A 23,322-nucleotide genomic window follows, 5' to 3' on the forward strand; every position below is an offset into this window, starting at 1 on the left:
GGCTGTGGTGATTAAACTTCTCTCTGTATTCATTCTTCTGCTGGTAGCGACTGTTGCACAGGCTGACCGCATTCGCGATCTCACCAGCGTACAGGGCGTACGGCAAAACTCGCTGATTGGTTATGGCCTTGTTGTTGGCCTTGACGGCACGGGCGACCAGACGACCCAGACGCCGTTTACCACTCAAACGCTTAATAACATGCTCTCACAGTTGGGAATTACCGTTCCGACTGGCACCAATATGCAGCTAAAAAACGTCGCGGCGGTGATGGTGACAGCGTCACTTCCGCCGTTTGGACGCCAGGGGCAAACCATCGATGTGGTGGTTTCTTCCATGGGCAATGCCAAAAGCTTGCGTGGCGGTACGTTGTTGATGACACCACTTAAGGGCGTCGACAGCCAGGTTTATGCGCTGGCGCAGGGCAATATTCTGGTCGGTGGCGCGGGGGCATCAGCGGGAGGTAGCAGCGTTCAGGTTAACCAACTGAATGGCGGGCGGATCACCAACGGTGCGATTATTGAGCGCGAATTGCCCAGCCAATTCGGCACTGGCAATACCCTCAATTTGCAGCTAAATGACGAAGACTTCGCGATGGCGCAGCAGATCGCCGATACCATCAACCGCACCCGAGGATTCGGCAGTGCCACGGCGTTAGATGCCCGAACTATTCAGGTACGTGTGCCGAGCGGTAATAGTTCCCAGGTGCGTTTCCTTGCCGATATCCAGAATATGCAGGTCAATGTCACCCCGCAGGACGCCAAAGTCGTGATTAACTCGCGCACCGGTTCGGTGGTGATGAATCGTGAAGTGACCCTCGACAGCTGCGCGGTGGCGCAGGGCAATCTCTCGGTTACGGTAAATCGTCAGGCCAATGTCAGCCAACCAGATACACCGTTTGGCGGCGGACAGACCGTGGTAACGCCACAAACGCAGATCGACTTACGCCAGAGCGGCGGTTCGCTGCAAAGCGTGCGTTCCAGCGCCAGCCTCAATAACGTGGTGCGCGCGCTCAACGCCTTGGGAGCCACCCCGATGGATTTAATGTCCATACTGCAATCTATGCAAAGCGCGGGATGTCTGCGGGCAAAACTGGAAATCATCTGATGATTAGCGACAGCAAGCTGCTGGCGAGCGCCGCCTGGGATGCTCAATCACTTAACGATCTGAAAGCGAAAGCGGGCGAAGATCCAGCTGCAAATATTCGCCCGGTAGCTCGCCAGGTGGAAGGGATGTTTGTGCAGATGATGCTAAAAAGCATGCGTGAAGCCTTACCGAAAGATGGCCTGTTCAGCAGCGAGAATACCCGGCTCTACACCAGCATGTATGACCAGCAGATAGCCCAACAGATGACAGCAGGCAAAGGTCTGGGACTTGCGGAGATGATGGTAAAACAGATGACGCCAGAGCAGCCATTGCCAGCAGAAGAAATGCCTGCCGGACCGATGAAATTCCCACTTGAAACAGTGATGAGTTTTCAAAATAAAGCGCTCAAGCAGATGGTGCAAAAAGCTTTACCGCACAATTTTGATGCTTTGCTGCCTGGTGACAGCAAAGCGTTCCTTGCACAGCTCTCGCAGCCAGCTCAATTGGCAAGTCAGCAAAGCGGTGTGCCACATCACCTGATCCTCGCCCAGGCTGCGCTGGAATCAGGCTGGGGACAACGACAAATTCGTCGCGAAAATGGCGAGCCGAGCTACAACGTGTTTGGCGTAAAAGCGTCAGGTAACTGGAAAGGGCCAGTTACTGAAATCACTACCACCGAATATGAAAACGGCGAAGCGAAGAAAGTAAAGGCGAAGTTTCGTGTTTACAGTTCTTATTTCGAAGCATTGTCAGATTACGTTGGGCTGTTAACCCGTAATCCACGCTACGCCGCCGTGACTCGCGCTGCCAGCGCCGAGCAGGGGGCGCAGGCATTACAGGATGCCGGTTATGCCACCGATCCTGAATATGCCCGCAAACTCACCAATATGATTCAGCAATTGAAATCGGTAAGCGACAAGGTGAGCAAAACCTACAGTATGAGTATCGATAATCTGTTCTGAATAATTCAAGTCCGGCGGGTGTCTGCCGATAATGCTTGGTAATTGAAGGCTTATAAGGAACCTCCATGTCCAGCTTGATTAATAACGCCATGAGCGGACTTAACGCTGCCCAGGCGGCGTTAAATACGGCGAGTAATAATATTTCCAGCTATAACGTTGCCGGATATACCCGACAAACCACCATTATGGCGCAGGCTAACAGTACGTTAGGTGCGGGCGGTTGGGGAGGCAATGGCGTTTATGTTTCTGGCGTGCAACGTGAATACGATGCGTTTATTACCAATCAGTTACGTGCGGCCCAGACCCAGAGTAGCGGCCTGACTTCCCGTTATGAGCAAATGTCGAAAATCGACAATATGCTCTCTGGCAGCACCACGTCGCTGGCAACGCAAATGCAGGACTTCTTTACCAGTTTGCAAACGCTGGTCAGTAACGCAGAGGATCCGGCTGCGCGGCAGGCGCTGATTGGCAAGGCGGAAGGTCTGGTAAATCAGTTTAAAACCACCGACCAGTATCTGCGCGACCAGGACAAACAGGTCAATATCGCTATAGGTGCCAGCGTTGACCAGATCAATAATTATGCTAAACAAATCGCCAGTCTGAACGATCAGATCTCCCGTTTGACAGGTGTGGGAGCAGGGGCTTCACCCAACGATCTCCTTGATCAACGCGATCAACTGGTGAGTGAATTAAACCAGATCGTTGGTGTTGAGGTCAGTGTTCAGGATGGCGGTACTTACAATATCACCATGGCCAATGGGTATTCGCTGGTTCAAGGCAGTTCGGCACGTCAGCTTGCAGCAGTCCCATCTAGTGCCGATCCTTCTCGTACGACAGTCGCTTATGTTGATGGGACGGCGGAAAATATCGAGATCCCGGAGAAATTGCTGAATACGGGGTCGCTGGGCGGCATTCTGACATTTCGTTCTCAGGATCTTGATCAGACGCGCAATACGCTCGGGCAACTGGCGCTGGCATTTGCCGAGGCTTTCAATGCCCAACATAGCAAGGGGTATGATGCCAATGGTAAAGAAGGGGGGGATTTCTTTGCTATTGGTAAGCCCGCTGTTCTGGAAAATAGCAAAAACAAAGGTAGCTCCGCGATCGGTGCTACGGTGACCGATAGTTCCGCTGTGCTGGCGACAGATTACAAAATCACGTTCCAAGATAATCAGTGGCAGGTCACCCGTCTGGCAAGCAATACCACTTTTACGGTGGTGCCGGATGCCGACGGTAAAGTCTCATTTGATGGTCTGGAACTGACCTTCACCGGAACGCCAAAACCAAACGACAGCTTCACCTTGAAACCGGTAAGCGATGCCATCGTCAATATGGATGTACTAATCACTGACGAAGCGAAAATCGCCATGGCAAGCGACGAAACTGCCGGTGAAAGCGACAACCGCAATGGTCAGGCGCTGCTGGATTTGCAAACTAATGGCAAAACGGTCGGCGGGGGGAAATCCTTTAACGATGCCTATGCCTCGTTGGTTAGCGATATCGGGAATAAAACCGCTACGTTGAAAACCAGCAGCACTACTCAAAGTAATGTGGTGACGCAACTTTCTAATCAGCAGCAGTCTATCTCTGGCGTCAATCTCGACGAAGAGTACGGCAATCTGCAACGTTTTCAGCAGTATTATCTGGCCAATGCCCAGGTTCTGCAGACGGCGAATGCCATTTTTGATGCGCTGATTAACATTCGCTAAGGGGAGATAAGATGCGTTTCAGTACCCAGATGATGTACCAGCAAAATATGCGCGGTATCACCAATTCTCAGGCGGAATGGATGAAGTACGGCGAACAGATGTCGACGGGTAAGCGAGTCGTTAACCCTTCTGACGATCCCATTGCAGCATCACAAGCCGTGGTTCTCTCCCAGGCGCAGGCGCAAAACAGCCAGTACACACTTGCGCGGACTTTCGCGACCCAAAAGGTGTCGCTGGAAGAAAGCGTGCTTGGCCAGGTGACGACTGCAATCCAGAATGCCCAGGAAAAAATTGTTTATGCCAGCAACGGCACGTTAAGTGATGATGACCGGGCATCGTTGGCAACGGATATTCAGGGGATTCGCGACCAGTTGTTAAACCTGGCGAATACCACGGATGGGAACGGGCGTTACATTTTTGCCGGTTATAAAACAGAATCCGCGCCGTTTAGTGAGGCTGACGGTGATTATGTCGGCGGAACAGAAAGTATTAAGCAGCAGGTCGATGCCTCTCGCTCAATGGTGATAGGGCATACAGGTGACAAAATTTTCAACAGCATCACCAGCAACGCGGTAGCGGAACCTGACGGTAGCGATTCTGAAACTAACCTGTTTGCTATGCTGGATAGCGCCATCGCGGCGCTAAAAACGCCAGTCGCAGATAGCGAAGCGGATAAAGAAACCGCCGCTGCGGCATTGGATAAAACCAACCGTGGCCTGAAAAACTCACTGAATAATGTCCTGACCGTACGCGCGGAACTCGGCACGCAACTGAATGAACTGGAGTCGCTGGATTCATTAGGTAGCGATCGCGCTTTAGGGCAAACGCAGCAGATGAGCGATCTGGTTGATGTGGACTGGAATGCGACTATTTCATCTTACATCATGCAGCAAACGGCGTTGCAGGCGTCGTACAAAGCGTTTACAGATATGCAAGGATTGTCGCTTTTCCAGCTCAACAAATAAGCTCGTTTTTAAGCATATCTTGAAACTGGGTATGTTTTGTCTGCCTGCTCTGGGAGCGCCGGGGCGGGCATTTTTTTGCTATGAGTTCACCGATACTGATCTGCGTTGATGTCATTCACTGAAATAAAAAGCCCCGGCGGTTGCCAGGGCTTGATCACTTTGAGTTAAGTTTTACTCAACAGGTTGCGGACGCGCAGGGCCAGCAGATGCATGATGTGTTGCTGCATGACCACCTGCCGCACCTTTACCTTCAAAGGCAAAGCTTGGGCGCTGCCAGTCACTGTGACGCGGTGCTTCCGGAACATATTCCGGTGCCGGAGCGCGTGTCATCGGCGCAGTGGCGTGGTTATGTTCAACGATTGCCTCGGATATAACAGGAGCTACCGTTTCAACTTCAGCTGCGACTTCAGCGACGACCGGGGCGGCAGGTTGAGCGACAACTTCAGGTTCGGCAACCACAACCTCGGCAGTTTCGGCAACTTCTTCAATGTCTGCCGTCTCTTCCTGCGGTTCAACTGCCGGTTCTGCGTGCTCTGCAACGTCCTGCGCTACGGCAACATCGGCCTCGGCAATCACCTGAGGCTGTTCTGTTACCGCTGCGGCAATCACTTCAGGATGCGTTGTTTCAACAACTTCTGGTTGCGGTTCTGCAACCTGAACAGGTGTTTCTACAACTTCAGCCACCTCTTCAACAACCGGCGCAGCAACAACCGGTTCGACAGAGGCAGCAACAGGGACTTCTGTCACCATCGGCTGCACCTGCACTTCTTCCTGTTCGCGTTGCTCCTCAACCTGTACATCTTGCGGACGTACAACCGGATAACGGATCCATACTTTGCCAGAGGCCAGTTCCGGAGATGCGCACGCTACGGTTAACGGCATCGGTGACTGGGACGGATAACGCTCGTCACGATAGCGACGACGACGCTGACCACTCACGCGGAGGTGACGAGGCGAACGGCGAGAACGACGCGGCATGCCACCGTTGTCACGGTTATCGGCGTTGTTCTCTTCTTGCTGTTCCGGCGCAGTTTGCGCTACGACTGGCAGCGGTACTTTCACCAGTTCAGTGCTCGGGGCTTGTGCTTCCTGAGTAACAGGCTCGGCAGCGACAGTTTCTTCAACCACCGGTGCGGCTACCACTTCTTCTGCAACGCTTTGTTCATAGCGCACTTTCTGATTCAGCTGACGTTGTTTACGACGCGGCTGAACCGGACGTACACGTTCTTCCTGTTCGGTTTCCTGAACAGATTGCTCTTCAACATTCAGCGCCTTCACTTCTTGTTGCGCCTGACGTTTATCATCGTTACGGCGGCGGCTACGCTCACGACGCGGCGCTTGCTGTTCGTCAGTGGTACGCGCTTTTTCCGTTACATCAGCCTGCTGACGGCTATCACGCGTCTCAGCCGTTTGCTGCTGCGCCTGGCGACGATTACGACGGTTTTCTTCGCGATTATCGCTACCCTCCGTACGTTCGCTACGCGTGTCGCGGCGTTCATTACGGTCACGGCGGTTGTTCTGACGAGGCTTACGGCGATCCTGTTGGCGTTCCGGTTTCGCTTCCTCTTTTGGTGCAGGTTGCTCGACCGATTTGGTTTCTTCACCGCCACTGAACAGCGATTTCAGTACACTGAAAAGGCGGCTCAACAGACCCGGTTGTGCCGGAGCTGCAGGCGTTGCTGGTGCCGCTTTAGGTGCCGGGGCTGCTGCAGGCGCTACAGGTTCAGCCGGAGCTGGCGCTGGTGGCACATCCGGCATAGCAAAGGTTGCCAGTGCAGGTTGTTCAGGACGCTTACGTTCAGCGAACTCTTCTTCAGACGGCAACGCCATCGCTTCTTCATGCAGTTTTGGCAGCATGTAGCTTAAGGTCGGCGTTTCTTCCCCTTTACGCACGCGCAGCACGTGGTAGTGCGGAGTTTCCATCTGATCGTTTGGTACAATCACACAGCGCACGCCGTCCTGACGAGTTTCAATGGCATTTACCGCAGAACGTTTTTCGTTCAGCAGGTAAGAGGCGATTGGCACAGGAACAATGGCGTGGACTTCCTGAGTGTTCTCTTTCAGCGCTTCTTCTTCAATCAGACGCAGAATAGAGAGCGACAGGGATTCATTGTCACGCACGGTGCCAGTACCGGAACAACGCGGACAAACGTGATGACTGGATTCACCCAGCGACGGGCTCAGGCGCTGACGGGACATCTCCAGAAGGCCGAAGCGAGAAATATGACTGATTTGAATACGAGCACGGTCCTGACGCACCGCTTCGCGCAGACGGTTTTCTACCGCACGCTGGTGGCGTACTGGCGTCATGTCGATGAAGTCGATAACAATCAGACCACCGAGGTCACGCAGACGCAGCTGACGAGCAATTTCATCAGCAGCTTCCAGGTTGGTGTTAAACGCAGTTTCTTCGATATCGCCGCCGCGAGTTGCACGTGCGGAGTTGATGTCGATGGCGGTTAACGCTTCGGTGCTGTCGATAACAATAGAGCCACCAGACGGCAGACGGACTTCACGCTGGAAGGCGGACTCAATCTGCGATTCAATCTGGTAGTGGCTGAACAGCGGAATTTCACCAGTGTACAGTTTGATTTTGCTACTGAAGTCCGGGCGACCTAATGCAGCGATATGCTGACGTGCCAGTTCGAGCACTTTCGGATTATCGATAAGAATTTCGCCGATGTCCTGGCGCAAGTAATCGCGGAATGCGCGAACGATTACGTTGCTCTCCTGGTGAATCAGGAACGGAGCAGGGCGACTTTCAGCCGCTTTTTTGATGGCTTCCCAGTGCTTCAGACGGAAGCTTAAATCCCATTGCAGCGCCTCAGCAGATTTACCGACGCCTGCGGTGCGCACGATAAGCCCCATGCCTTCCGGCAGTTCCAGGCTTGCCAGTGCTTCTTTTAATTCGGTACGGTCGTCGCCTTCGATACGGCGAGAAATGCCACCCGCGCGCGGGTTGTTCGGCATCAGAACCAGATAGCTACCCGCCAGGCTGATAAAGGTAGTTAATGCCGCGCCTTTGTTGCCGCGCTCTTCTTTATCAATCTGAACAATAACTTCCTGGCCTTCACGCAACACATCTTTAATGTTGGGACGACCATGAGCACTATAGTTAGCTGGGAAATATTCGCGGGCAATTTCTTTAAGAGGGAGGAAACCGTGACGTTCAGCGCCGTAATCAACAAAAGCAGCTTCCAGACTCGGTTCAATGCGGGTGATTTTACCTTTGTAGATGTTAGCTTTTTTCTGCTCATGCCCCGGGCTTTCGATATCCAGGTCATACAGACGCTGCCCATCTACAAGGGCAACGCGCAACTCTTCCTGCTGAGTTGCGTTAATTAACATTCTTTTCATCGTAACTTACTCATTATTCTTACATTGACGACTAAGCTGCGGGCAAAGTAACGCCTTGCCGGGTGTGAACCGATGGCCTCGTGTCTAGTCGCGTCGCCAACCTCACGGTTATCGTCAGCTCAAAGAGGCGCAGAGTGTCGGTTGCCCGTTTTTCATGCGGAAAAACAGCGCAATTATCAGAGAAACAGACTGGGTATTACTCTCCAGAAATATTTCCATCTACCGGTAAGGACTGCAACCCGCAGCCCGCTAACTGCCTGAAAGATCAATACGTCTTACGCCATTGCTGCGTTGATGATCGGTCGGGCAAAATGGGTTATTCCGTAAAATTTCTTGTTTTAACAAGGTTGGACACGGAAACGTTCTCATTATTCCATTGCAAGCCTTGTTATAGCAAGATGACTTTTACCATTTATCACCCACTTACTCACAGTTTTTTCACTTCTTGCTGGCGATTGGTTTAATAACCACCAATCAGGTGATCACCCTGCGAAGTAATAAGGTGCAAAACTAAATATAAGCATAGAAAAATGAGTGGCGCGAATCCTGCTGGCTATTTAGAATCGCCCACCATGAAAACAGAGACTCCATCCGTAAAAATCGTTGCTATCACTGCTGACGAAGCAGGGCAACGTATCGATAATTTTTTGCGTACCCAACTGAAAGGCGTACCAAAAAGTATGATCTACCGTATTTTGCGTAAAGGTGAAGTACGGGTGAACAAAAAACGTATTAAACCTGAATATAAACTCGAAGCTGGCGACGAAGTGCGTATTCCGCCAGTTCGCGTTGCCGAACGGGAAGAAGATGCGGTGTCGCCACATCTGCAAAAAGTGGCGGCGCTGGCGGATGTCATCTTATATGAAGATGATCATATTCTGGTGCTGAATAAACCGTCCGGCACGGCGGTACATGGCGGCAGTGGTTTAAGTTTCGGCGTTATTGAAGGTTTGCGGGCGTTGCGCCCTGAAGCGCGGTTCCTCGAACTGGTGCATCGACTCGACAGGGACACTTCAGGCGTGCTGCTGGTGGCGAAAAAACGCTCGGCGTTACGTTCGCTGCATGAGCAGTTACGTGAAAAAGGCATGCAGAAAGATTACCTGGCGCTGGTGCGTGGTCAGTGGCAGTCACACGTGAAGAGTGTACAAGCGCCGTTGCTGAAGAATATTTTGCAAAGCGGTGAGCGTATTGTGCGTGTGAGCCAGGAAGGTAAACCATCCGAAACGCGTTTTAAAGTGGAGGAACGCTATGCGTTTGCCACTCTGGTGCGTTGTAGCCCGGTTACCGGACGTACTCATCAGATCCGAGTGCATACTCAGTATGCCGGTCATCCTATAGCGTTTGACGATCGTTACGGCGACCATGAATTCGATAAACAACTGACTGAAGCGGGAACGGGGTTAAATCGCTTGTTCCTGCATGCGGCGGCGCTGAAGTTTACCCATCCGGGGACCGGTGAGGTGATGCGTATCGAAGCGCCAATGGATGATGGTTTGAAGCGTTGTTTGCAGAAACTGCGTAACACGCGTTAATGCGAGCATATAAACCTGCTAGTAGGCGGTTGGCCTGATAAGGCGTTTACGCCGCATCAGGCAGTCAGCACCAATTGCCGGATGCGGCGTAAACGCGTCCGGCCCATAAAATTATCCCATCAGCGGGTTTTGCCCTTCCCGGCGCAACATCTGACAGAGCGCGATAAGCGGCAAACCAACCAGCGTGTTAGGGTCACGCCCCTCTAAGCGCTCAAACAGCGTAATACCAAACCCTTCACTCTTAAAGCTGCCTGCGCAGTGCAGAGGATGCTCTTTACGCACGTAATTATCAATCTCCGCCTCGCTCAGGTGACGGAAATGGACGTCAAAAGGTTCAACTTCTGTTTGCAGATGCCCATTCGCCGAATTAAACAGCGCCAGCCCGGTATAGAAGGTGACAATATTGCCACTGGCTTTACGTAATTGCAGACGGGCATTTTCTTCCGTTAACGGTTTGCCAGTGATTTCACCGTCCAGTACACACACCTGATCAGAACCAATAATTAAATGATCCGGATAACGTGACGCCAGAGATTGCGCTTTTTCCTGCGCCAGTCGAAGCACCAACTGGCGCGGTGATTCATCGCTGCGCGGGGTTTCGTCGACCTCCGGCGCGGCACATTCGAAAGAGATTTGCAGTTTTTCCAGTAGGACGCGGCGCCAGGGCGATGTGGAGGCTAAAATAAGTTTAGGCATATTTTTTTCCATCAGATATAGCGTATTGATGATAGCCATTTTAAACTATGCGCTTCGTTTTGCAGGTTGATGTTCGTGGTCAGCACTGAACGAAAATAAAGCAGTAACCCGCAATGTGTGCGAATTATTGGCAAAAGGCAACCACAGGCTGCCTTTTTCTTTGACTCTATGACGTTACAAAGTTAATATGCGCGCCCTATGCAAAAGGTAAAATTACCCCTGACTCTCGATCCGGTTCGTACGGCTCAAAAACGCCTTGATTACCAGGGTATTTATACTCCTGATCAGGTTGAGCGCGTCGCCGAATCTGTGGTCAGTGTGGACAGTGATGTGGAATGCTCCATGTCGTTCGCTATCGATAACCAACGTCTCGCGGTGTTAAACGGCGATGCGAAGGTGACGGTAACGCTCGAGTGTCAGCGTTGCGGGAAGCCGTTTACTCATCAGGTCTACACAACGTATTGTTTTAGTCCTGTGCGTTCAGACGAACAGGCTGAAGCACTGCCGGAAGCGTATGAACCGATTGAGGTTAACGAATTCGGTGAAATCGATCTGCTTGCAATGGTTGAAGATGAAATCATCCTCGCCTTGCCGGTAGTTCCGGTGCATGATTCTGAACACTGTGAAGTGTCCGAAGCGGACATGGTCTTTGGTGAACTGCCTGAAGAAGCGCAAAAGCCAAACCCATTTGCCGTATTAGCCAGCTTAAAGCGTAAGTAATTGGTGCTCCCCGTTGGATCGGGGATAAACCGTAATTGAGGAGTAAGGTCCATGGCCGTACAACAGAATAAACCAACCCGTTCCAAACGTGGCATGCGTCGTTCCCATGACGCGCTGACCGCAGTCACCAGCCTGTCTGTAGACAAAACTTCTGGTGAAAAACACCTGCGTCACCACATCACTGCCGACGGTTACTACCGCGGCCGCAAGGTCATCGCTAAGTAATCACGCGTCTGCGTGATGAAGCTTAGTGAGGATTTTCCCCAGGCAACTGGGGAAAGACCAAACCGGGCGGCGACGATACCTTGACACGTCTAACCCTGGCGTTAGATGTCATGGGAGGGGATTTCGGTCCTTCCGTGACAGTGCCTGCAGCTTTGCAGGCACTGAATTCTAATTCGCAAGTCACTCTTCTTTTAGTCGGTAATCCCGACGCCATCACGCCATTACTTGCTAAAGCTGACTTTGAACAACGTTCGCGTCTGCAGATTATCCCTGCGCAGTCAGTTATCGCCAGTGATGCCCGGCCTTCGCAAGCTATTCGCGCCAGTCGCGGTAGCTCAATGCGCGTGGCGCTGGAGTTGGTTAAAGAAGGTAGAGCACAAGCCTGCGTCAGCGCTGGTAATACCGGAGCGTTGATGGGACTGGCAAAATTATTACTCAAGCCCCTTGAGGGGATTGAGCGTCCGGCGTTGGTGACGGTGCTGCCGCATCAACAAAAGGGCAAAACGGTGGTCCTTGATTTAGGGGCCAACGTCGATTGTGATAGTACAATGTTGGTGCAATTCGCCATTATGGGCTCTGTTTTGGCTGAAGAGGTGGTGGAAATTCCCAATCCTCGCGTGGCGTTGCTCAATATTGGTGAAGAAGAAGTGAAGGGTCTTGACAGCATTCAGGATGCCTCAGCTGTGCTGAAAACAATCCCTTCTATCAATTACATCGGCTATCTTGAAGCCAATGAGTTATTAACTGGCAAGACAGATGTGCTGGTCTGTGACGGCTTTACAGGAAATGTCACATTAAAGACGATGGAAGGTGTTGTCAGGATGTTCCTTTCTCTGCTGAAATCTCAGGGTGAAGGAAAAAAACGGTCGTGGTGGCTACTGTTATTAAAGCGTTGGCTACAAAAGAGCCTGACGAGGCGATTCAGTCACCTCAACCCCGACCAGTATAACGGCGCCTGTCTGTTAGGATTGCGCGGCACGGTGATAAAAAGTCATGGTGCGGCCAATCAGCGAGCTTTTGCGGTCGCGATTGAACAGGCAGTGCAGGCGGTGCAGCGACAAGTTCCTCAGCGAATTGCCGCTCGCCTGAAATCTGTATACCCAGCTGGTTTTGAGCTGCTGGACGATGGCAAAAGCGGAACTCTGCGGTAGCAGGGCGCTGCCAGCGAACTCGCAGTTTGCAAGTGACGGTATATAACCGAAAAGTGACTGAGCGTACATGTATACGAAGATTATTGGTACTGGCAGCTATCTGCCCGAACAAGTGCGGACAAACGCCGATCTGGAAAAAATGGTGGATACTTCTGACGAGTGGATTGTTACTCGTACCGGTATTCGCGAACGCCATATTGCTGCGCCAAACGAAACCGTTTCAACCATGGGTTTTGAAGCGGCAACGCGTGCAATTGAAATGGCAGGCATCGATAAAGACCAGATTGGCCTGATTGTTGTGGCAACGACTTCTGCCACCCACGCCTTCCCGAGCGCAGCATGTCAGATCCAAAGCATGCTGGGCATCAAAGGCTGCCCGGCGTTTGACGTTGCCGCAGCCTGCGCAGGTTTCACCTATGCATTGAGCGTGGCCGATCAATACGTGAAATCTGGCGCGGTGAAGTATGCTCTGGTCGTCGGTTCCGATGTACTGGCGCGCACCTGCGATCCCACAGATCGTGGGACCATTATCATTTTTGGCGATGGCGCGGGCGCTGCGGTGTTGGCTGCCTCTGAAGAGCCGGGAATCATATCTACCCATCTGCATGCCGACGGTAGTTATGGTGAATTGCTGACGCTGCCAAACGCCGACCGCGTGAATCCAGAGAATTCAATTCATCTGACCATGGCGGGCAACGAAGTCTTCAAGGTTGCGGTAACGGAGCTGGCGCACATCGTTGATGAGACGCTGGAAGCAAATAATCTTGACCGTTCCCAACTGGACTGGCTGGTTCCACATCAGGCGAACCTGCGTATTATCAGCGCAACGGCGAAAAAACTCGGCATGTCAATGGACAATGTCGTCGTGACGCTGGACCGCCATGGTAATACCTCTGCCGCTTCTGTACCGTGCGCGCTGGATGAAGCCGTACGCGACGGGCGTATTAAGCCGGGGCAGTTGGTTCTGCTTGAAGCCTTTGGCGGTGGATTCACCTGGGGCTCCGCGCTGGTTCGTTTCTAGGATAAGGATTTAAACATGACGCAATTTGCATTTGTGTTCCCTGGTCAGGGTTCTCAAACCGTTGGCATGCTGGCTGATATGGCGGCGAGCTATCCAATTGTCGAAGAAACCTTTGCTGAAGCTTCTGCGGCGCTGGGCTATGACCTGTGGGCGCTGACCCAGCAGGGGCCCGCCGAAGAACTGAATAAAACCTGGCAAACTCAGCCAGCACTGTTAACTGCCTCTGTTGCACTGTACCGTGTATGGCAGCAGCAGGGCGGTAAAGCACCGGCGATGATGGCCGGTCACAGCTTGGGTGAATACTCCGCGCTGGTTTGCGCTGGTGTGATTGATTTTGCTGATGCGGTGCGTCTGGTTGAGATGCGCGGCAAGTTTATGCAGGAAGCTGTGCCGGAAGGGACTGGCGCAATGGCGGCAATCATCGGTCTGGATGATGCGTCTATTGCGAAAGCTTGTGAAGATGCAGCAGAAGGTCAGGTCGTTTCTCCGGTAAACTTCAACTCTCCGGGCCAGGTGGTTATTGCTGGTCACAAAGAAGCGGTTGAACGTGCTGGCGCTGCCTGTAAAGCTGCGGGCGCGAAACGTGCGCTGCCGTTGCCGGTGAGCGTACCTTCTCACTGTGCGCTGATGAAACCCGCTGCCGACAAACTGGCGGTTGAATTAGCGAAAATCACCTTTAACGCGCCGACCGTTCCGGTTGTGAATAACGTTGATGTCAAATGCGAAACCAATGGCGATGCCATTCGTGATGCACTGGTACGTCAGTTGTATAACCCGGTTCAATGGACGAAATCCGTTGAATACATGGCAGCGCAAGGCGTTGAGCATCTTTATGAAGTGGGACCGGGCAAAGTGCTTACTGGCCTGACGAAACGTATTGTCGACACCCTGACCGCCTCGGCGCTGAACGAACCTTCAGCGATGGCAGCGGCGCTCGAGCTTTAAAAGAGGAACAACATGAATTTTGAAGGAAAAATCGCACTGGTAACCGGTGCTAGCCGCGGGATTGGCCGTGCAATCGCTGAAACGCTCGCGGCTCGTGGCGCGAAAGTTATCGGTACTGCGACCAGTGAAAGCGGCGCTCAGGCGATCAGTGATTATTTAGGCGCCAACGGTAAAGGTCTGATGTTGAATGTGACCGACCCGGCATCTATCGAATCTGTTCTGGAAAAAATTCGCGCAGAATTTGGTGAAGTCGATATCCTGGTCAATAATGCCGGTATCACTCGTGATAACCTGTTAATGCGAATGAAAGATGATGAGTGGAACGATATTATCGAAACCAACCTTTCATCTGTTTTCCGTCTGTCAAAAGCGGTAATGCGCGCTATGATGAAAAAGCGTCATGGTCGTATTATCACTATCGGTTCTGTGGTTGGTACCATGGGAAATGGCGGTCAGGCCAACTACGCTGCGGCGAAAGCGGGTTTGATCGGCTTCAGTAAATCACTGGCGCGCGAAGTTGCGTCACGCGGTATTACTGTAAACGTTGTTGCTCCGGGCTTTATTGAAACGGACATGACACGTGCGCTGAGCGATGACCAGCGTGCGGGTATCCTGGCGCAGGTTCCTGCGGGTCGCCTCGGCGGCGCACAGGAAATCGCCAACGCGGTTGCATTCCTGGCATCCGACGAAGCAGCTTACATCACGGGTGAAACTTTGCATGTGAACGGCGGGATGTACATGGTCTGACCGCGATTTGCACAAAATGCTCATGTTGCGCGCAGTCTGCGTGGTTATGAGTAATAATAAGTGCAAAATGATTTGCGTTGTTGGGGGGTATGGCCTCAAAATAACGTAAAATCGTGGTAAGACCTGCCGGGATTTAGTTGCAAATTTTTCAACATTTTATACACTACGAAAACCATCGCGAAAGCGAGTTTTGATAGGAAATTTAAGAGTATGAGCACTATCGAAGAACGCGTTAAGAAAATTATCGGCGAACAGCTGGGCGTTAAGCAGGAAGAAGTTACCAACAATGCTTCTTTCGTTGAAGACCTGGGCGCGGATTCTCTTGACACCGTTGAGCTGGTAATGGCTCTGGAAGAAGAGTTTGATACTGAGATTCCGGACGAAGAAGCTGAGAAAATCACCACCGTTCAGGCTGCCATTGATTACATCAACGGCCACCAGGCGTAAGTGAACATCTCCAGGCGGTCGTTCGACCGCCTGAGTTTTTTCTTTTTTGTCCCACTAGAATCATTTTTTTCCCTCCCTGGAGGACAAACGTGTCTAAGCGTCGTGTAGTTGTGACCGGACTGGGCATGTTGTCTCCTGTCGGCAATACCGTAGAGTCTACCTGGAAAGCTCTGCTTGCCGGTCAGAGTGGCATCAGCCTAATCGACCATTTCGATACTAGCGCCTATGCAACGAAATTTGCTGGCTTAGTAAAGGATTTTAACTGTGAGGACATTATCTCGCGCAAAGAACAGCGCAAGATGGATGCCTTCATTCAATATGGAATTGTCGCTGGCGTTCAGGCCATGCAGGATTCTGGCCTTGAAATAACGGAAGAGAACGCAACCCGCATTGGTGCCGCAATTGGCTCCGGGATTGGCGGCCTCGGACTGATCGAAGAAAACCACACATCTCTGATGAACGGTGGTCCGCGTAAGATCAGCCCATTCTTCGTTCCGTCAACGATTGTGAACATGGTGGCAGGTCACCTGACTATCATGTATGGCCTGCGTGGCCCAAGCATCTCTATCGCGACCGCCTGTACTTCTGGCGTGCACAACATCGGTCAAGCTGCGCGTATTATCGCGTATGGCGATGCTGACGTGATGGTTGCAGGTGGCGCAGAGAAAGCCAGTACGCCGCTGGGCGTTGGTGGTTTTGGCGCGGCACGTGCATTATCTACCCGCAATGATAACCCGCAAGCGGCTAGCCGTCCGTGGGATAAAGAGCGTGATGGTTTCGTACTGGGCGATGGCGCCGGTATGCTGGTACTTGAAGAGTACGAACACGCGAAAAAACGCGGTGCGAAAATTTACGCTGAACTCGTCGGCTTTGGTATGAGCAGCGATGCCTACCATATGACGTCGCCGCCGGAAAACGGCGCAGGCGCAGCTCTGGCGATGGCAAATGCTCTGCGTGACGCAGGAATTGAGCCTGGCCAGATTGGCTACGTGAACGCGCACGGTACTTCTACGCCAGCTGGCGATAAAGCTGAAGCGCAGGCCGTGAAAACTATCTTCGGTGAAGCTGCAAGCCGTGTGCTGGTAAGCTCCACGAAATCCATGACCGGTCACCTGTTAGGTGCAGCAGGTGCAGTAGAGTCCATCTACTCCATCCTGGCGCTGCGCGATCAGGCTGTTCCGCCGACCATCAACCTGGATAACCCGGATGAAGGTTGCGATCTGGATTTTGTGCCGCATGAAGCGCGTCAGGTCAGCGGAATGGAATACACCCTGTGTAACTCCTTCGGCTTTGGTGGCACCAATGGTTCTTTGATCTTCAAAAAGATCTAAGTCGCCATTTTCCACCTACATAAAAGGTCCGCTTGCGGGCCTTTTTTCTTAGATTTTATTCAGACTTGTTCCGCAGTGAACATGCTGCCACACTTACAATCCTATTATAAGGAGCCGGTATGTTCTTAATTAACGGTCATAAACAGGATTCGCTGGCAGCAAACGATCGGGCCATACAGTTTGGCGATGGCTGTTTCACGACAGCCAGAATTATCGACGGTAAAGTCAGCTTATTATCCGCGCACATGACGCGACTACAGGAAGCCTGTCAGCGATTAATGATCGTTTGTGACTTCTGGACGCAGCTTGAGCACGAGATGGCGACTCTGGCGGCAGAGCAGCAAAATGGCGTGCTGAAAGTGGTGATCAGTCGTGGCAGTGGTGGGCGAGGTTACAGTACGTTAAACAGCGGACCGGCAACGCGCATGCTCTCAGTTATGGCTTACCCAACGCATTACGACCGCTTACGCAAAGAGGGAATGCTGCTGGCACTAAGCCCGGTACGCCTGGGACGCAATCCTCATCTTGCGGGAATTAAACATCTTAATCGTCTTGAGCAAGTGTTGATTCGCTCTCATCTTGAGCAGACAAACGCCGACGAGGCGCTGGTTCTTGACAGTGAAGGGTGGGTTACGGAATGCTGTGCAGCTAATTTGTTCTGGCGTAAAGGCAACGTGGTCTACACGCCGCGTCTGGATCAGGCTGGAGTTAACGGTATTATGCGACAATTCTGTATCCGTTTACTGGCACAATCCTCCTATCAGATTGCCGAAGTGCAAGCCTCGTTGGAAGACGTGATGCAGGCAGATGAAGTGATGGTTTGTAATGCGCTGATGCCAGTTATACCTGTGCGTGCCTGTGATGATGTCTTCTTTTCGTCAACAACGCTATATGAATATTTAGCCCCACTTTGTGAGCACCCGAATTAGTCATGAAAAAAGTGTTTTTGATTATCCTGTTATTGCTGATGGTACTGGGTATCGCCGCTGGTGTGGGCGTCTGGAAGGTTCACCATCTTGCCGACAGCAAATTACTTATTAAAGAAGAGACGATATTCACCCTGAAACCTGGAACCGGAAGAATGGCTCTCGGTGAACAATTGTATGCCGATAAAATCATCAATCGCCCCCGCGTCTTTCAGTGGTTGCTGCGTATTGAGCCGGACCTTTCCCATTTCAAAGCCGGGACTTATCGCTTTACGCCGCAGATGACCGTGCGCGAAATGCTGCAATTGCTGAAAAGCGGGAAAGAAGCGCAGTTTCCGCTACGCCTGGTAGAAGGGATGCGTCTGAGCGACTACCTCAAACAATTGCGTGAGGCACCCTATATCACGCACACGTTAAGCGACGATAAATACGCTACCGTGGCGCAGGCCCTGGAACTTGAAAATCCAGAGTGGATTGAAGGCTGGTTTTGGCCAGACACCTGGATGTATACCGCTAATACCACTGATGTCGCGTTACTCAAACGAGCGCACAAGAAAATGGTGAAAGCGGTCGATAGCGCCTGGGATGAGCGAGCGGATGGTCTGCCGTATAAAGATAAAAACCAGTTGGTAACGATGGCGTCGATAATCGAAAAAGAAACCGCCGTTGCCAGTGAGCGCGATCAGGTTGCCTCAGTATTTATCAACCGTTTACGTATCGGCATGCGCCTGCAAACCGACCCGACGGTGATTTACGGGATGGGAGAGAGTTATAATGGCAAACTTTCTCGTGCAGATCTGGAAACGCCGACAGCGTATAACACCTACACCATTACTGGTCTGCCGCCAGGCGCGATTGCTACGCCGGGGGCGGATTCGCTGAAGGCTGCTGCGCATCCGGCGAAAACGCCGTATCTCTATTTTGTGGCCGATGGTAAAGGCGGTCACACGTTTAATACCAATCTTGCCAGTCATAACAAGTCTGTGCAGGATTACCTGAAAGTGCTTAAGGAAAAAAATGCGCAGTAAGTATATCGTCATTGAAGGGCTGGAAGGCGCAGGCAAAACCACCGCGCGAAACGTGGTGGTTGAGACGCTTGAGCAACTGGGGATCCGCGACATGGTTTTCACTCGAGAACCCGGCGGTACGCAGCTGGCGGAAAAATTAAGAAGCCTGGTGCTGGATATCAAATCGGTAGGCGATGAAGTCATTACCGATAAAGCCGAAGTACTGATGTTTTATGCCGCGCGCGTTCAGCTGGTGGAAACTGTCATCAAACCGGCGCTGGCGAAAGGCACCTGGGTGATTGGCGATCGGCACGATCTCTCCACTCAGGCGTATCAGGGCGGCGGTCGTGGCATTGACCAGCATATGCTGGCAACGCTGCGTGATGCTGTTCTGGGGGATTTTCGTCCTGACTTGACGCTTTATCTTGATGTGACCCCAGAAGTGGGGCTAAAACGTGCCCGTGCGCGTGGCGAACTGGATCGCATTGAGCAAGAGTCATTCGATTTCTTTAATCGTACTCGCGCGCGCTATCTTGAACTGGCGGCACAGGATAAAAGCATTTACACCATTGATGCCACTCAGCCACTGGAATCAGTGATGGAGGCGATTCGCACCACCGTGACTCACTGGGTTAAGGAACATAACGCATGAGATGGTATCCGTGGTTAAGACCCGATTTCGAGAAACTGGTAGCCAGCTATCAGGCCGGAAGGGGTCACCATGCGCTACTCATTCAGGCGTTACCAGGCATGGGCGATGATGCCTTAATCTACGCTTTAAGCCGTTATCTCTTGTGCCAACAACCAGAGGGGCATAAAAGCTGCGGCCACTGTCGTGGATGTCAGTTGATGCAGGCGGGAACGCATCCCGACTATTACACCCTTGCTCCCGAAAAAGGGAAGAACGCGCTGGGCATTGATGCGGTGCGTGAAGTCACCGAAAAACTGAATGAGCACGCGCGTTTAGGCGGTGCTAAGGTTGTCTGGATAACCGATGCCGCCTTGCTGACCGATGCTGCGGCGAACGCTTTGCTAAAAACACTGGAAGAGCCGCCGGCAGAAACCTGGTTTTTCCTTGCTACCCGGGAGCTTGAACGTTTACTGGCGACATTACGTAGTCGTTGTCGGCTACATTACCTCGCACCACCGCCAGAACAGTACGCCGTGACCTGGCTTTCACGTGAAGTGACAATGTCACAGGATGCGTTACTTGCCGCACTGCGCTTAAGCGCCGGTTCGCCAGGCGCGGCGTTGGCGTTGTTTCAGGGAGATACCTGGCAGGCCCGCGAAACACTTTGCCAGGCGTTGGCTCACAGTGTGCAATCTGGCGACTGGTATTCCCTGTTGCCGACACTTAATCATGAACAAGCTCCGGCGCGTCTGCACTGGCTGGCAACCCTGATGATGGACGCGCTCAAGCGCAAGTATGGCGCTTCGCAGGTTACCAATGTTGATGTGCCGGGCGTTGTTGCTGCGCTGGCAAACCAGCTTTCTCCCGCGCGCCTGCAGGCTATACTGGGGGATGTTTGTCACACCCGTGAGCAGTTAATTTCTGTCACTGGCGTAAACCGCGAGCTTCTCATCACCGATCTTTTACTGCGTATTGAGCATTACCTGCAACCGGGCGTTGTGCTACCGGTTCCTCATCTTTAAGAGAGACATCATGTTTTTAGTCGACTCACACTGCCATCTCGATGGTCTGGATTATGAATCTTTGCATAAGGACGTGGATGACGTTCTGGCGAAAGCCGCTGCGCGCGATGTGAAATTTTGTCTGGCGGTCGCCACGACATTACCGGGTTATCTGCATATGCGGGATCTGGTAGGCGAACGAGACAATGTCGTATTTTCTTGCGGCGTGCATCCGCTCAACCAGAACGATTCCTATGATGTGGAAGATTTGCGCCGCCTGGCGGCGGAAGAGGGCGTTGTTGCTCTCGGGGAAACCGGGCTGGATTATTATTACACGCCGGAAACTAAAGTGCGTCAGCAAGAGTCTTTCATCCACCATATCCAGATTGGTCGTGAACTGAACAAGCCGGTTATCGTCCATACGCGTGACGCCCGCGCCGATACGCTGGCAATTCTGCGCGAAGAAAAGGTGACGGATTGCGGTGGCGTACTACACTGTTTTACAGAGGACAGAGAAACGGCAGGCAAATTACTGGATCTTGGATTTTACATCTCCTTCTCCGGCATTGTGACCTTCCGTAATGCAGAACAACTACGTGATGCCGCGCGTTATGTGCCGCTCGACCGGTTACTGGTCGAAACTGACGCGCCTTATCTGGCACCTGTGCCGCATCGAGGAAAAGAGAATCAACCTGCAATGGTTCGTGATGTTGCTGAATACATGGCTGTGTTGAAAGGTGTTGCCGTTGAAGAGCTGGCGCAGGTAACCACCGATAACTTCGCCCGCCTGTTTCACATCGACGCTTCCCGCCTTCAATCCATCCGTTAAATGAATTTATTTTAAGGCTCGTAATTAATTACTAAAACGAGTAAAGTTCACCGCCGCAAATTGGGCGGTGAATAACCATGTTTGATGCATTATGGCATTTATTTTGTCAATATGTGCAACTTCGCTAAAGGTCCGAAGTTGAAACGTGATAGCCGTCAAACAAATCGATAATGAATTATTTTACTCTGTGTAATAAATAAAGGGCGCTTAGACGCCCTGTACACGGCAAGGTTCTCCCCCCCTTGCCACGCGTGAGAACGTTAAAAGCACCCATACTCAGGAGCACTCTCAATTATGTTTAAGAATGCATTTGCTAACCTGCAAAAGGTCGGTAAATCGCTGATGCTGCCGGTATCCGTACTGCCTATCGCAGGTATTCTGCTTGGCGTCGGTTCCGCGAATTTCAGCTGGCTGCCCGCCGTTGTATCGCATGTTATGGCAGAAGCGGGCGGTTCCGTTTTTGCAAACATGCCACTGATTTTTGCAATTGGTGTCGCCCTCGGCTTTACCAATAACGATGGCGTATCCGCGCTGGCCGCAGTTGTTGCCTACGGCATCATGGTAAAAACCATGGCCGTGGTTGCGCCGCTGGTACTGCATTTACCTGCTGAAGAAATTGCCGCTAAACACCTGGCGGATACGGGCGTACTCGGGGGGATCATCTCCGGTGCGATCGCAGCGTACATGTTTAACCGTTTCTACCGTATTAAGCTGCCTGAGTATCTTGGCTTCTTTGCCGGTAAACGCTTTGTGCCGATCATTTCTGGCCTGGCTGCCATCTTTACTGGCGTTGTGCTGTCCTTTATTTGGCCGCCAATTGGTTCCGCCATTCAGACCTTCTCCCAGTGGGCTGCTTACCAGAACCCGGTAGTTGCGTTTGGCATTTACGGCTTCATCGAACGCTGCCTGGTACCGTTTGGTCTGCACCACATCTGGAACGTACCTTTCCAGATGCAGATTGGTGAATACACCAACGCCGCAGGTCAGGTATTCCACGGTGACATTCCGCGTTATATGGCGGGTGACCCGACTGCGGGTAAACTGTCTGGCGGCTTCCTGTTCAAAATGTACGGTCTGCCGGCTGCCGCGATTGCTATCTGGCACTCTGCTAAACCAGAAAACCGCGCTAAAGTGGGCGGTATCATGATCTCCGCGGCGTTGACCTCGTTCCTGACCGGTATTACCGAGCCAATCGAGTTCTCCTTCATGTTCGTTGCGCCGATCCTGTACATCATCCACGCGATTCTGGCAGGTCTGGCATTCCCGATCTGTATCCTGCTGGGTATGCGCGATGGTACATCGTTCTCGCACGGTCTGATCGACTTCATCGTCCTGTCTGGTAACAGCAGCAAGCTGTGGCTGTTCCCGATTGTCGGTATCGGTTATGCGATTGTTTACTACACCATCTTCCGCGTGCTGATTAAAGCTCTGGATCTGAAAACCCCGGGCCGTGAAGACGCAACTGAAGATGCGAAAGCTACCGGCACCAGCGAAATGGCACCGGCTCTGGTTGCTGCATTTGGTGGTAAAGAAAACATCACTAACCTTGACGCATGTATTACCCGTCTGCGTGTTAGCGTCGCTGATGTGTCCAAAGTGGATCAGGCTGGCCTGAAGAAACTGGGCGCAGCGGGCGTAGTGGTTGCTGGTTCCGGTGTTCAGGCGATTTTCGGTACGAAATCCGATAACCTGAAAACCGAAATGGATGAGTACATCCGCAACAACTAATCCGTAAGACGTTGGGGAGACTAAGGCAGCCGAATGGCTGCCTTTTTTACAGCCGCTAATCAGACCGGTCATCATTAAATTGCGTGTTGCGCCCGGGGCGATAGTTCCTTTCACGTTGATATCGTAGGTTTTGTCGAGCAGATTATTTCCAGCAATGAGACGTTTGGGGTTATCTGATAACAGACGAACAGCTCCACCTGCGCATAGCAATTTTGCCCGGCAGTGGAAGGAAACTGTCAAAGCAATGCTGGTGGTAGCAGGAAGGGCCTTGTCGCCGATATCCCTGTTATTATCTAAACCAAAGAGAA

Annotated in this window: 21 protein-coding genes; 19 read left to right on the forward strand and 2 right to left on the reverse strand. The window is 52.1% G+C overall.

Features of this window, described 5'->3' with window-relative positions; translation table 11 throughout:
* Nucleotides 1-7: 7 nt before the first annotated feature.
* The 4 genes from flgI to flgL all read left to right on the forward strand — a co-directional run bounded on the left by flgI (nucleotide 8) and on the right by flgL (nucleotide 4,720).
* Nucleotides 8-1,105, forward strand: coding sequence for a flagellar basal body P-ring protein FlgI (flgI, locus tag FEK46_RS05510; protein WP_135559654.1), 1,098 nt, complete (start codon nucleotides 8-10; stop codon nucleotides 1,103-1,105).
* Nucleotides 1,105-2,046: a flagellar assembly peptidoglycan hydrolase FlgJ gene (flgJ, locus tag FEK46_RS05515; RefSeq protein WP_130205527.1), complete on the forward strand. Its 942-nt coding sequence runs from the start codon at nucleotides 1,105-1,107 to the stop codon at nucleotides 2,044-2,046. The genes flgI and flgJ overlap by 1 nt, the downstream gene beginning before the upstream one ends.
* A gap of 65 nt (nucleotides 2,047-2,111) precedes the next feature.
* Nucleotides 2,112-3,755 carry a flagellar hook-associated protein FlgK gene (gene flgK, locus FEK46_RS05520; RefSeq protein ID WP_135406390.1) on the forward strand — a complete coding sequence of 548 codons (1,644 nt, stop codon included), beginning with the start codon at nucleotides 2,112-2,114 and terminating at the stop codon, nucleotides 3,753-3,755.
* 11 nt (nucleotides 3,756-3,766) lie between these two features.
* A complete protein-coding gene (gene flgL, locus FEK46_RS05525) occupies nucleotides 3,767-4,720 on the forward strand; it encodes a flagellar hook-associated protein FlgL (RefSeq protein ID WP_130215892.1) in 954 nt (317 codons plus the stop codon).
* 171 nt (nucleotides 4,721-4,891) lie between these two features.
* Here flgL and rne read toward each other — a convergent pair whose 3' ends face one another.
* Nucleotides 4,892-8,077 carry a ribonuclease E gene (rne, locus tag FEK46_RS05530; protein WP_135559653.1) on the reverse strand — a complete coding sequence of 1,062 codons (3,186 nt, stop codon included), beginning with the start codon at nucleotides 8,075-8,077 and terminating at the stop codon, nucleotides 4,892-4,894.
* A gap of 572 nt (nucleotides 8,078-8,649) precedes the next feature.
* Between rne and rluC the strand changes: the two genes are divergently transcribed.
* Nucleotides 8,650-9,609, forward strand: a complete 960-nt coding sequence (gene rluC, locus FEK46_RS05535; RefSeq protein ID WP_135559652.1) for a 23S rRNA pseudouridine(955/2504/2580) synthase RluC — start codon at nucleotides 8,650-8,652, stop codon at nucleotides 9,607-9,609.
* Between the two features lie 111 nt (nucleotides 9,610-9,720).
* On the opposite strand, the gene yceF is transcribed toward rluC, so the two are convergent.
* Nucleotides 9,721-10,305, reverse strand: a complete 585-nt coding sequence (gene yceF, locus FEK46_RS05540) for a 7-methyl-GTP pyrophosphatase (RefSeq protein WP_064528833.1) — start codon at nucleotides 10,303-10,305, stop codon at nucleotides 9,721-9,723.
* Between the two features lie 198 nt (nucleotides 10,306-10,503).
* Here yceF and yceD point away from each other — a divergent pair, with 198 nt between their 5' ends.
* The 14 genes from yceD to ptsG all read left to right on the forward strand — a co-directional run bounded on the left by yceD (nucleotide 10,504) and on the right by ptsG (nucleotide 23,014).
* Entirely contained in the window at nucleotides 10,504-11,025 is a 522-nt protein-coding gene (gene yceD / locus FEK46_RS05545; RefSeq protein WP_001174481.1) for a 23S rRNA accumulation protein YceD, read from the forward strand.
* A gap of 51 nt (nucleotides 11,026-11,076) precedes the next feature.
* Nucleotides 11,077-11,250 (forward strand): 50S ribosomal protein L32, encoded by a 174-nt coding sequence (gene rpmF / locus FEK46_RS05550; RefSeq protein WP_000290727.1) that lies wholly within the window; start codon nucleotides 11,077-11,079, stop codon nucleotides 11,248-11,250.
* A gap of 80 nt (nucleotides 11,251-11,330) precedes the next feature.
* Nucleotides 11,331-12,401 carry a phosphate acyltransferase PlsX gene (plsX, locus tag FEK46_RS05555; RefSeq protein WP_130259675.1) on the forward strand — a complete coding sequence of 357 codons (1,071 nt, stop codon included), beginning with the start codon at nucleotides 11,331-11,333 and terminating at the stop codon, nucleotides 12,399-12,401.
* A gap of 67 nt (nucleotides 12,402-12,468) precedes the next feature.
* Nucleotides 12,469-13,422 carry a beta-ketoacyl-ACP synthase III gene (gene fabH, locus FEK46_RS05560; protein ID WP_130205541.1) on the forward strand — a complete coding sequence of 318 codons (954 nt, stop codon included), beginning with the start codon at nucleotides 12,469-12,471 and terminating at the stop codon, nucleotides 13,420-13,422.
* A 15-nt stretch (nucleotides 13,423-13,437) separates the two neighbouring features.
* A complete protein-coding gene (gene fabD / locus FEK46_RS05565; RefSeq protein WP_130215900.1) occupies nucleotides 13,438-14,367 on the forward strand; it encodes an ACP S-malonyltransferase in 930 nt (309 codons plus the stop codon).
* A 12-nt stretch (nucleotides 14,368-14,379) separates the two neighbouring features.
* Nucleotides 14,380-15,114 carry a 3-oxoacyl-ACP reductase FabG gene (gene fabG, locus FEK46_RS05570; RefSeq protein WP_001008542.1) on the forward strand — a complete coding sequence of 245 codons (735 nt, stop codon included), beginning with the start codon at nucleotides 14,380-14,382 and terminating at the stop codon, nucleotides 15,112-15,114.
* 210 nt (nucleotides 15,115-15,324) lie between these two features.
* Entirely contained in the window at nucleotides 15,325-15,561 is a 237-nt protein-coding gene (gene acpP, locus FEK46_RS05575) for an acyl carrier protein (protein ID WP_000103754.1), read from the forward strand.
* 89 nt (nucleotides 15,562-15,650) lie between these two features.
* On the forward strand, nucleotides 15,651-16,892 hold the full coding sequence (fabF, locus tag FEK46_RS05580) for a beta-ketoacyl-ACP synthase II (protein ID WP_130205545.1): 1,242 nt from the start codon (nucleotides 15,651-15,653) through the stop codon (nucleotides 16,890-16,892).
* Between the two features lie 119 nt (nucleotides 16,893-17,011).
* Entirely contained in the window at nucleotides 17,012-17,821 is an 810-nt protein-coding gene (gene pabC, locus FEK46_RS05585) for an aminodeoxychorismate lyase (protein WP_130205547.1), read from the forward strand.
* A 2-nt stretch (nucleotides 17,822-17,823) separates the two neighbouring features.
* Nucleotides 17,824-18,846 carry a cell division protein YceG gene (yceG, locus tag FEK46_RS05590; RefSeq protein WP_131162242.1) on the forward strand — a complete coding sequence of 341 codons (1,023 nt, stop codon included), beginning with the start codon at nucleotides 17,824-17,826 and terminating at the stop codon, nucleotides 18,844-18,846.
* On the forward strand, nucleotides 18,836-19,477 hold the full coding sequence (tmk, locus tag FEK46_RS05595; RefSeq protein WP_130205551.1) for a dTMP kinase: 642 nt from the start codon (nucleotides 18,836-18,838) through the stop codon (nucleotides 19,475-19,477). The genes yceG and tmk overlap by 11 nt, the downstream gene beginning before the upstream one ends.
* Entirely contained in the window at nucleotides 19,474-20,478 is a 1,005-nt protein-coding gene (gene holB / locus FEK46_RS05600; RefSeq protein ID WP_130259677.1) for a DNA polymerase III subunit delta', read from the forward strand. Before tmk ends, holB begins: the two co-directional genes overlap by 4 nt.
* Before the next feature lie 10 nt (nucleotides 20,479-20,488).
* Nucleotides 20,489-21,286, forward strand: a complete 798-nt coding sequence (locus FEK46_RS05605) for a metal-dependent hydrolase (protein ID WP_135559651.1) — start codon at nucleotides 20,489-20,491, stop codon at nucleotides 21,284-21,286.
* Nucleotides 21,287-21,580: 294 nt separating this feature from the next.
* On the forward strand, nucleotides 21,581-23,014 hold the full coding sequence (ptsG, locus tag FEK46_RS05610; protein WP_000475698.1) for a PTS glucose transporter subunit IIBC: 1,434 nt from the start codon (nucleotides 21,581-21,583) through the stop codon (nucleotides 23,012-23,014).
* Nucleotides 23,015-23,322: the final 308 nt, after the last annotated feature.

This window comes from Escherichia sp. E4736, from assembly GCF_005781225.1.
Lineage (GTDB): Bacteria > Pseudomonadota > Gammaproteobacteria > Enterobacterales > Enterobacteriaceae > Escherichia.

Excerpts from the sequence above, each read along its gene's own strand:
- yceG (WP_131162242.1), top strand. The coding sequence starts at position 17,824 with ATGAAAAAAGTGTTTTTGATTATCCTGTTATTGCTGATGGTACTGGGT.
- rpmF (WP_000290727.1), top strand. The coding sequence starts at position 11,077 with ATGGCCGTACAACAGAATAAACCAACCCGTTCCAAACGTGGCATGCGT.
- pabC (WP_130205547.1), top strand. The coding sequence starts at position 17,012 with ATGTTCTTAATTAACGGTCATAAACAGGATTCGCTGGCAGCAAACGAT.
- FEK46_RS05605 (WP_135559651.1), top strand. The coding sequence starts at position 20,489 with ATGTTTTTAGTCGACTCACACTGCCATCTCGATGGTCTGGATTATGAA.
- fabG (WP_001008542.1), top strand. The coding sequence starts at position 14,380 with ATGAATTTTGAAGGAAAAATCGCACTGGTAACCGGTGCTAGCCGCGGG.
- rne (WP_135559653.1), bottom strand. The coding sequence starts at position 8,077 with ATGAAAAGAATGTTAATTAACGCAACTCAGCAGGAAGAGTTGCGCGTT.
- flgL (WP_130215892.1), top strand. The coding sequence starts at position 3,767 with ATGCGTTTCAGTACCCAGATGATGTACCAGCAAAATATGCGCGGTATC.
- rluC (WP_135559652.1), top strand. The coding sequence starts at position 8,650 with ATGAAAACAGAGACTCCATCCGTAAAAATCGTTGCTATCACTGCTGAC.
- yceF (WP_064528833.1), bottom strand. The coding sequence starts at position 10,305 with ATGCCTAAACTTATTTTAGCCTCCACATCGCCCTGGCGCCGCGTCCTA.
- holB (WP_130259677.1), top strand. The coding sequence starts at position 19,474 with ATGAGATGGTATCCGTGGTTAAGACCCGATTTCGAGAAACTGGTAGCC.
- acpP (WP_000103754.1), top strand. The coding sequence starts at position 15,325 with ATGAGCACTATCGAAGAACGCGTTAAGAAAATTATCGGCGAACAGCTG.
- ptsG (WP_000475698.1), top strand. The coding sequence starts at position 21,581 with ATGTTTAAGAATGCATTTGCTAACCTGCAAAAGGTCGGTAAATCGCTG.
- fabH (WP_130205541.1), top strand. The coding sequence starts at position 12,469 with ATGTATACGAAGATTATTGGTACTGGCAGCTATCTGCCCGAACAAGTG.
- tmk (WP_130205551.1), top strand. The coding sequence starts at position 18,836 with ATGCGCAGTAAGTATATCGTCATTGAAGGGCTGGAAGGCGCAGGCAAA.
- flgK (WP_135406390.1), top strand. The coding sequence starts at position 2,112 with ATGTCCAGCTTGATTAATAACGCCATGAGCGGACTTAACGCTGCCCAG.
- yceD (WP_001174481.1), top strand. The coding sequence starts at position 10,504 with ATGCAAAAGGTAAAATTACCCCTGACTCTCGATCCGGTTCGTACGGCT.
- flgJ (WP_130205527.1), top strand. The coding sequence starts at position 1,105 with ATGATTAGCGACAGCAAGCTGCTGGCGAGCGCCGCCTGGGATGCTCAA.
- fabD (WP_130215900.1), top strand. The coding sequence starts at position 13,438 with ATGACGCAATTTGCATTTGTGTTCCCTGGTCAGGGTTCTCAAACCGTT.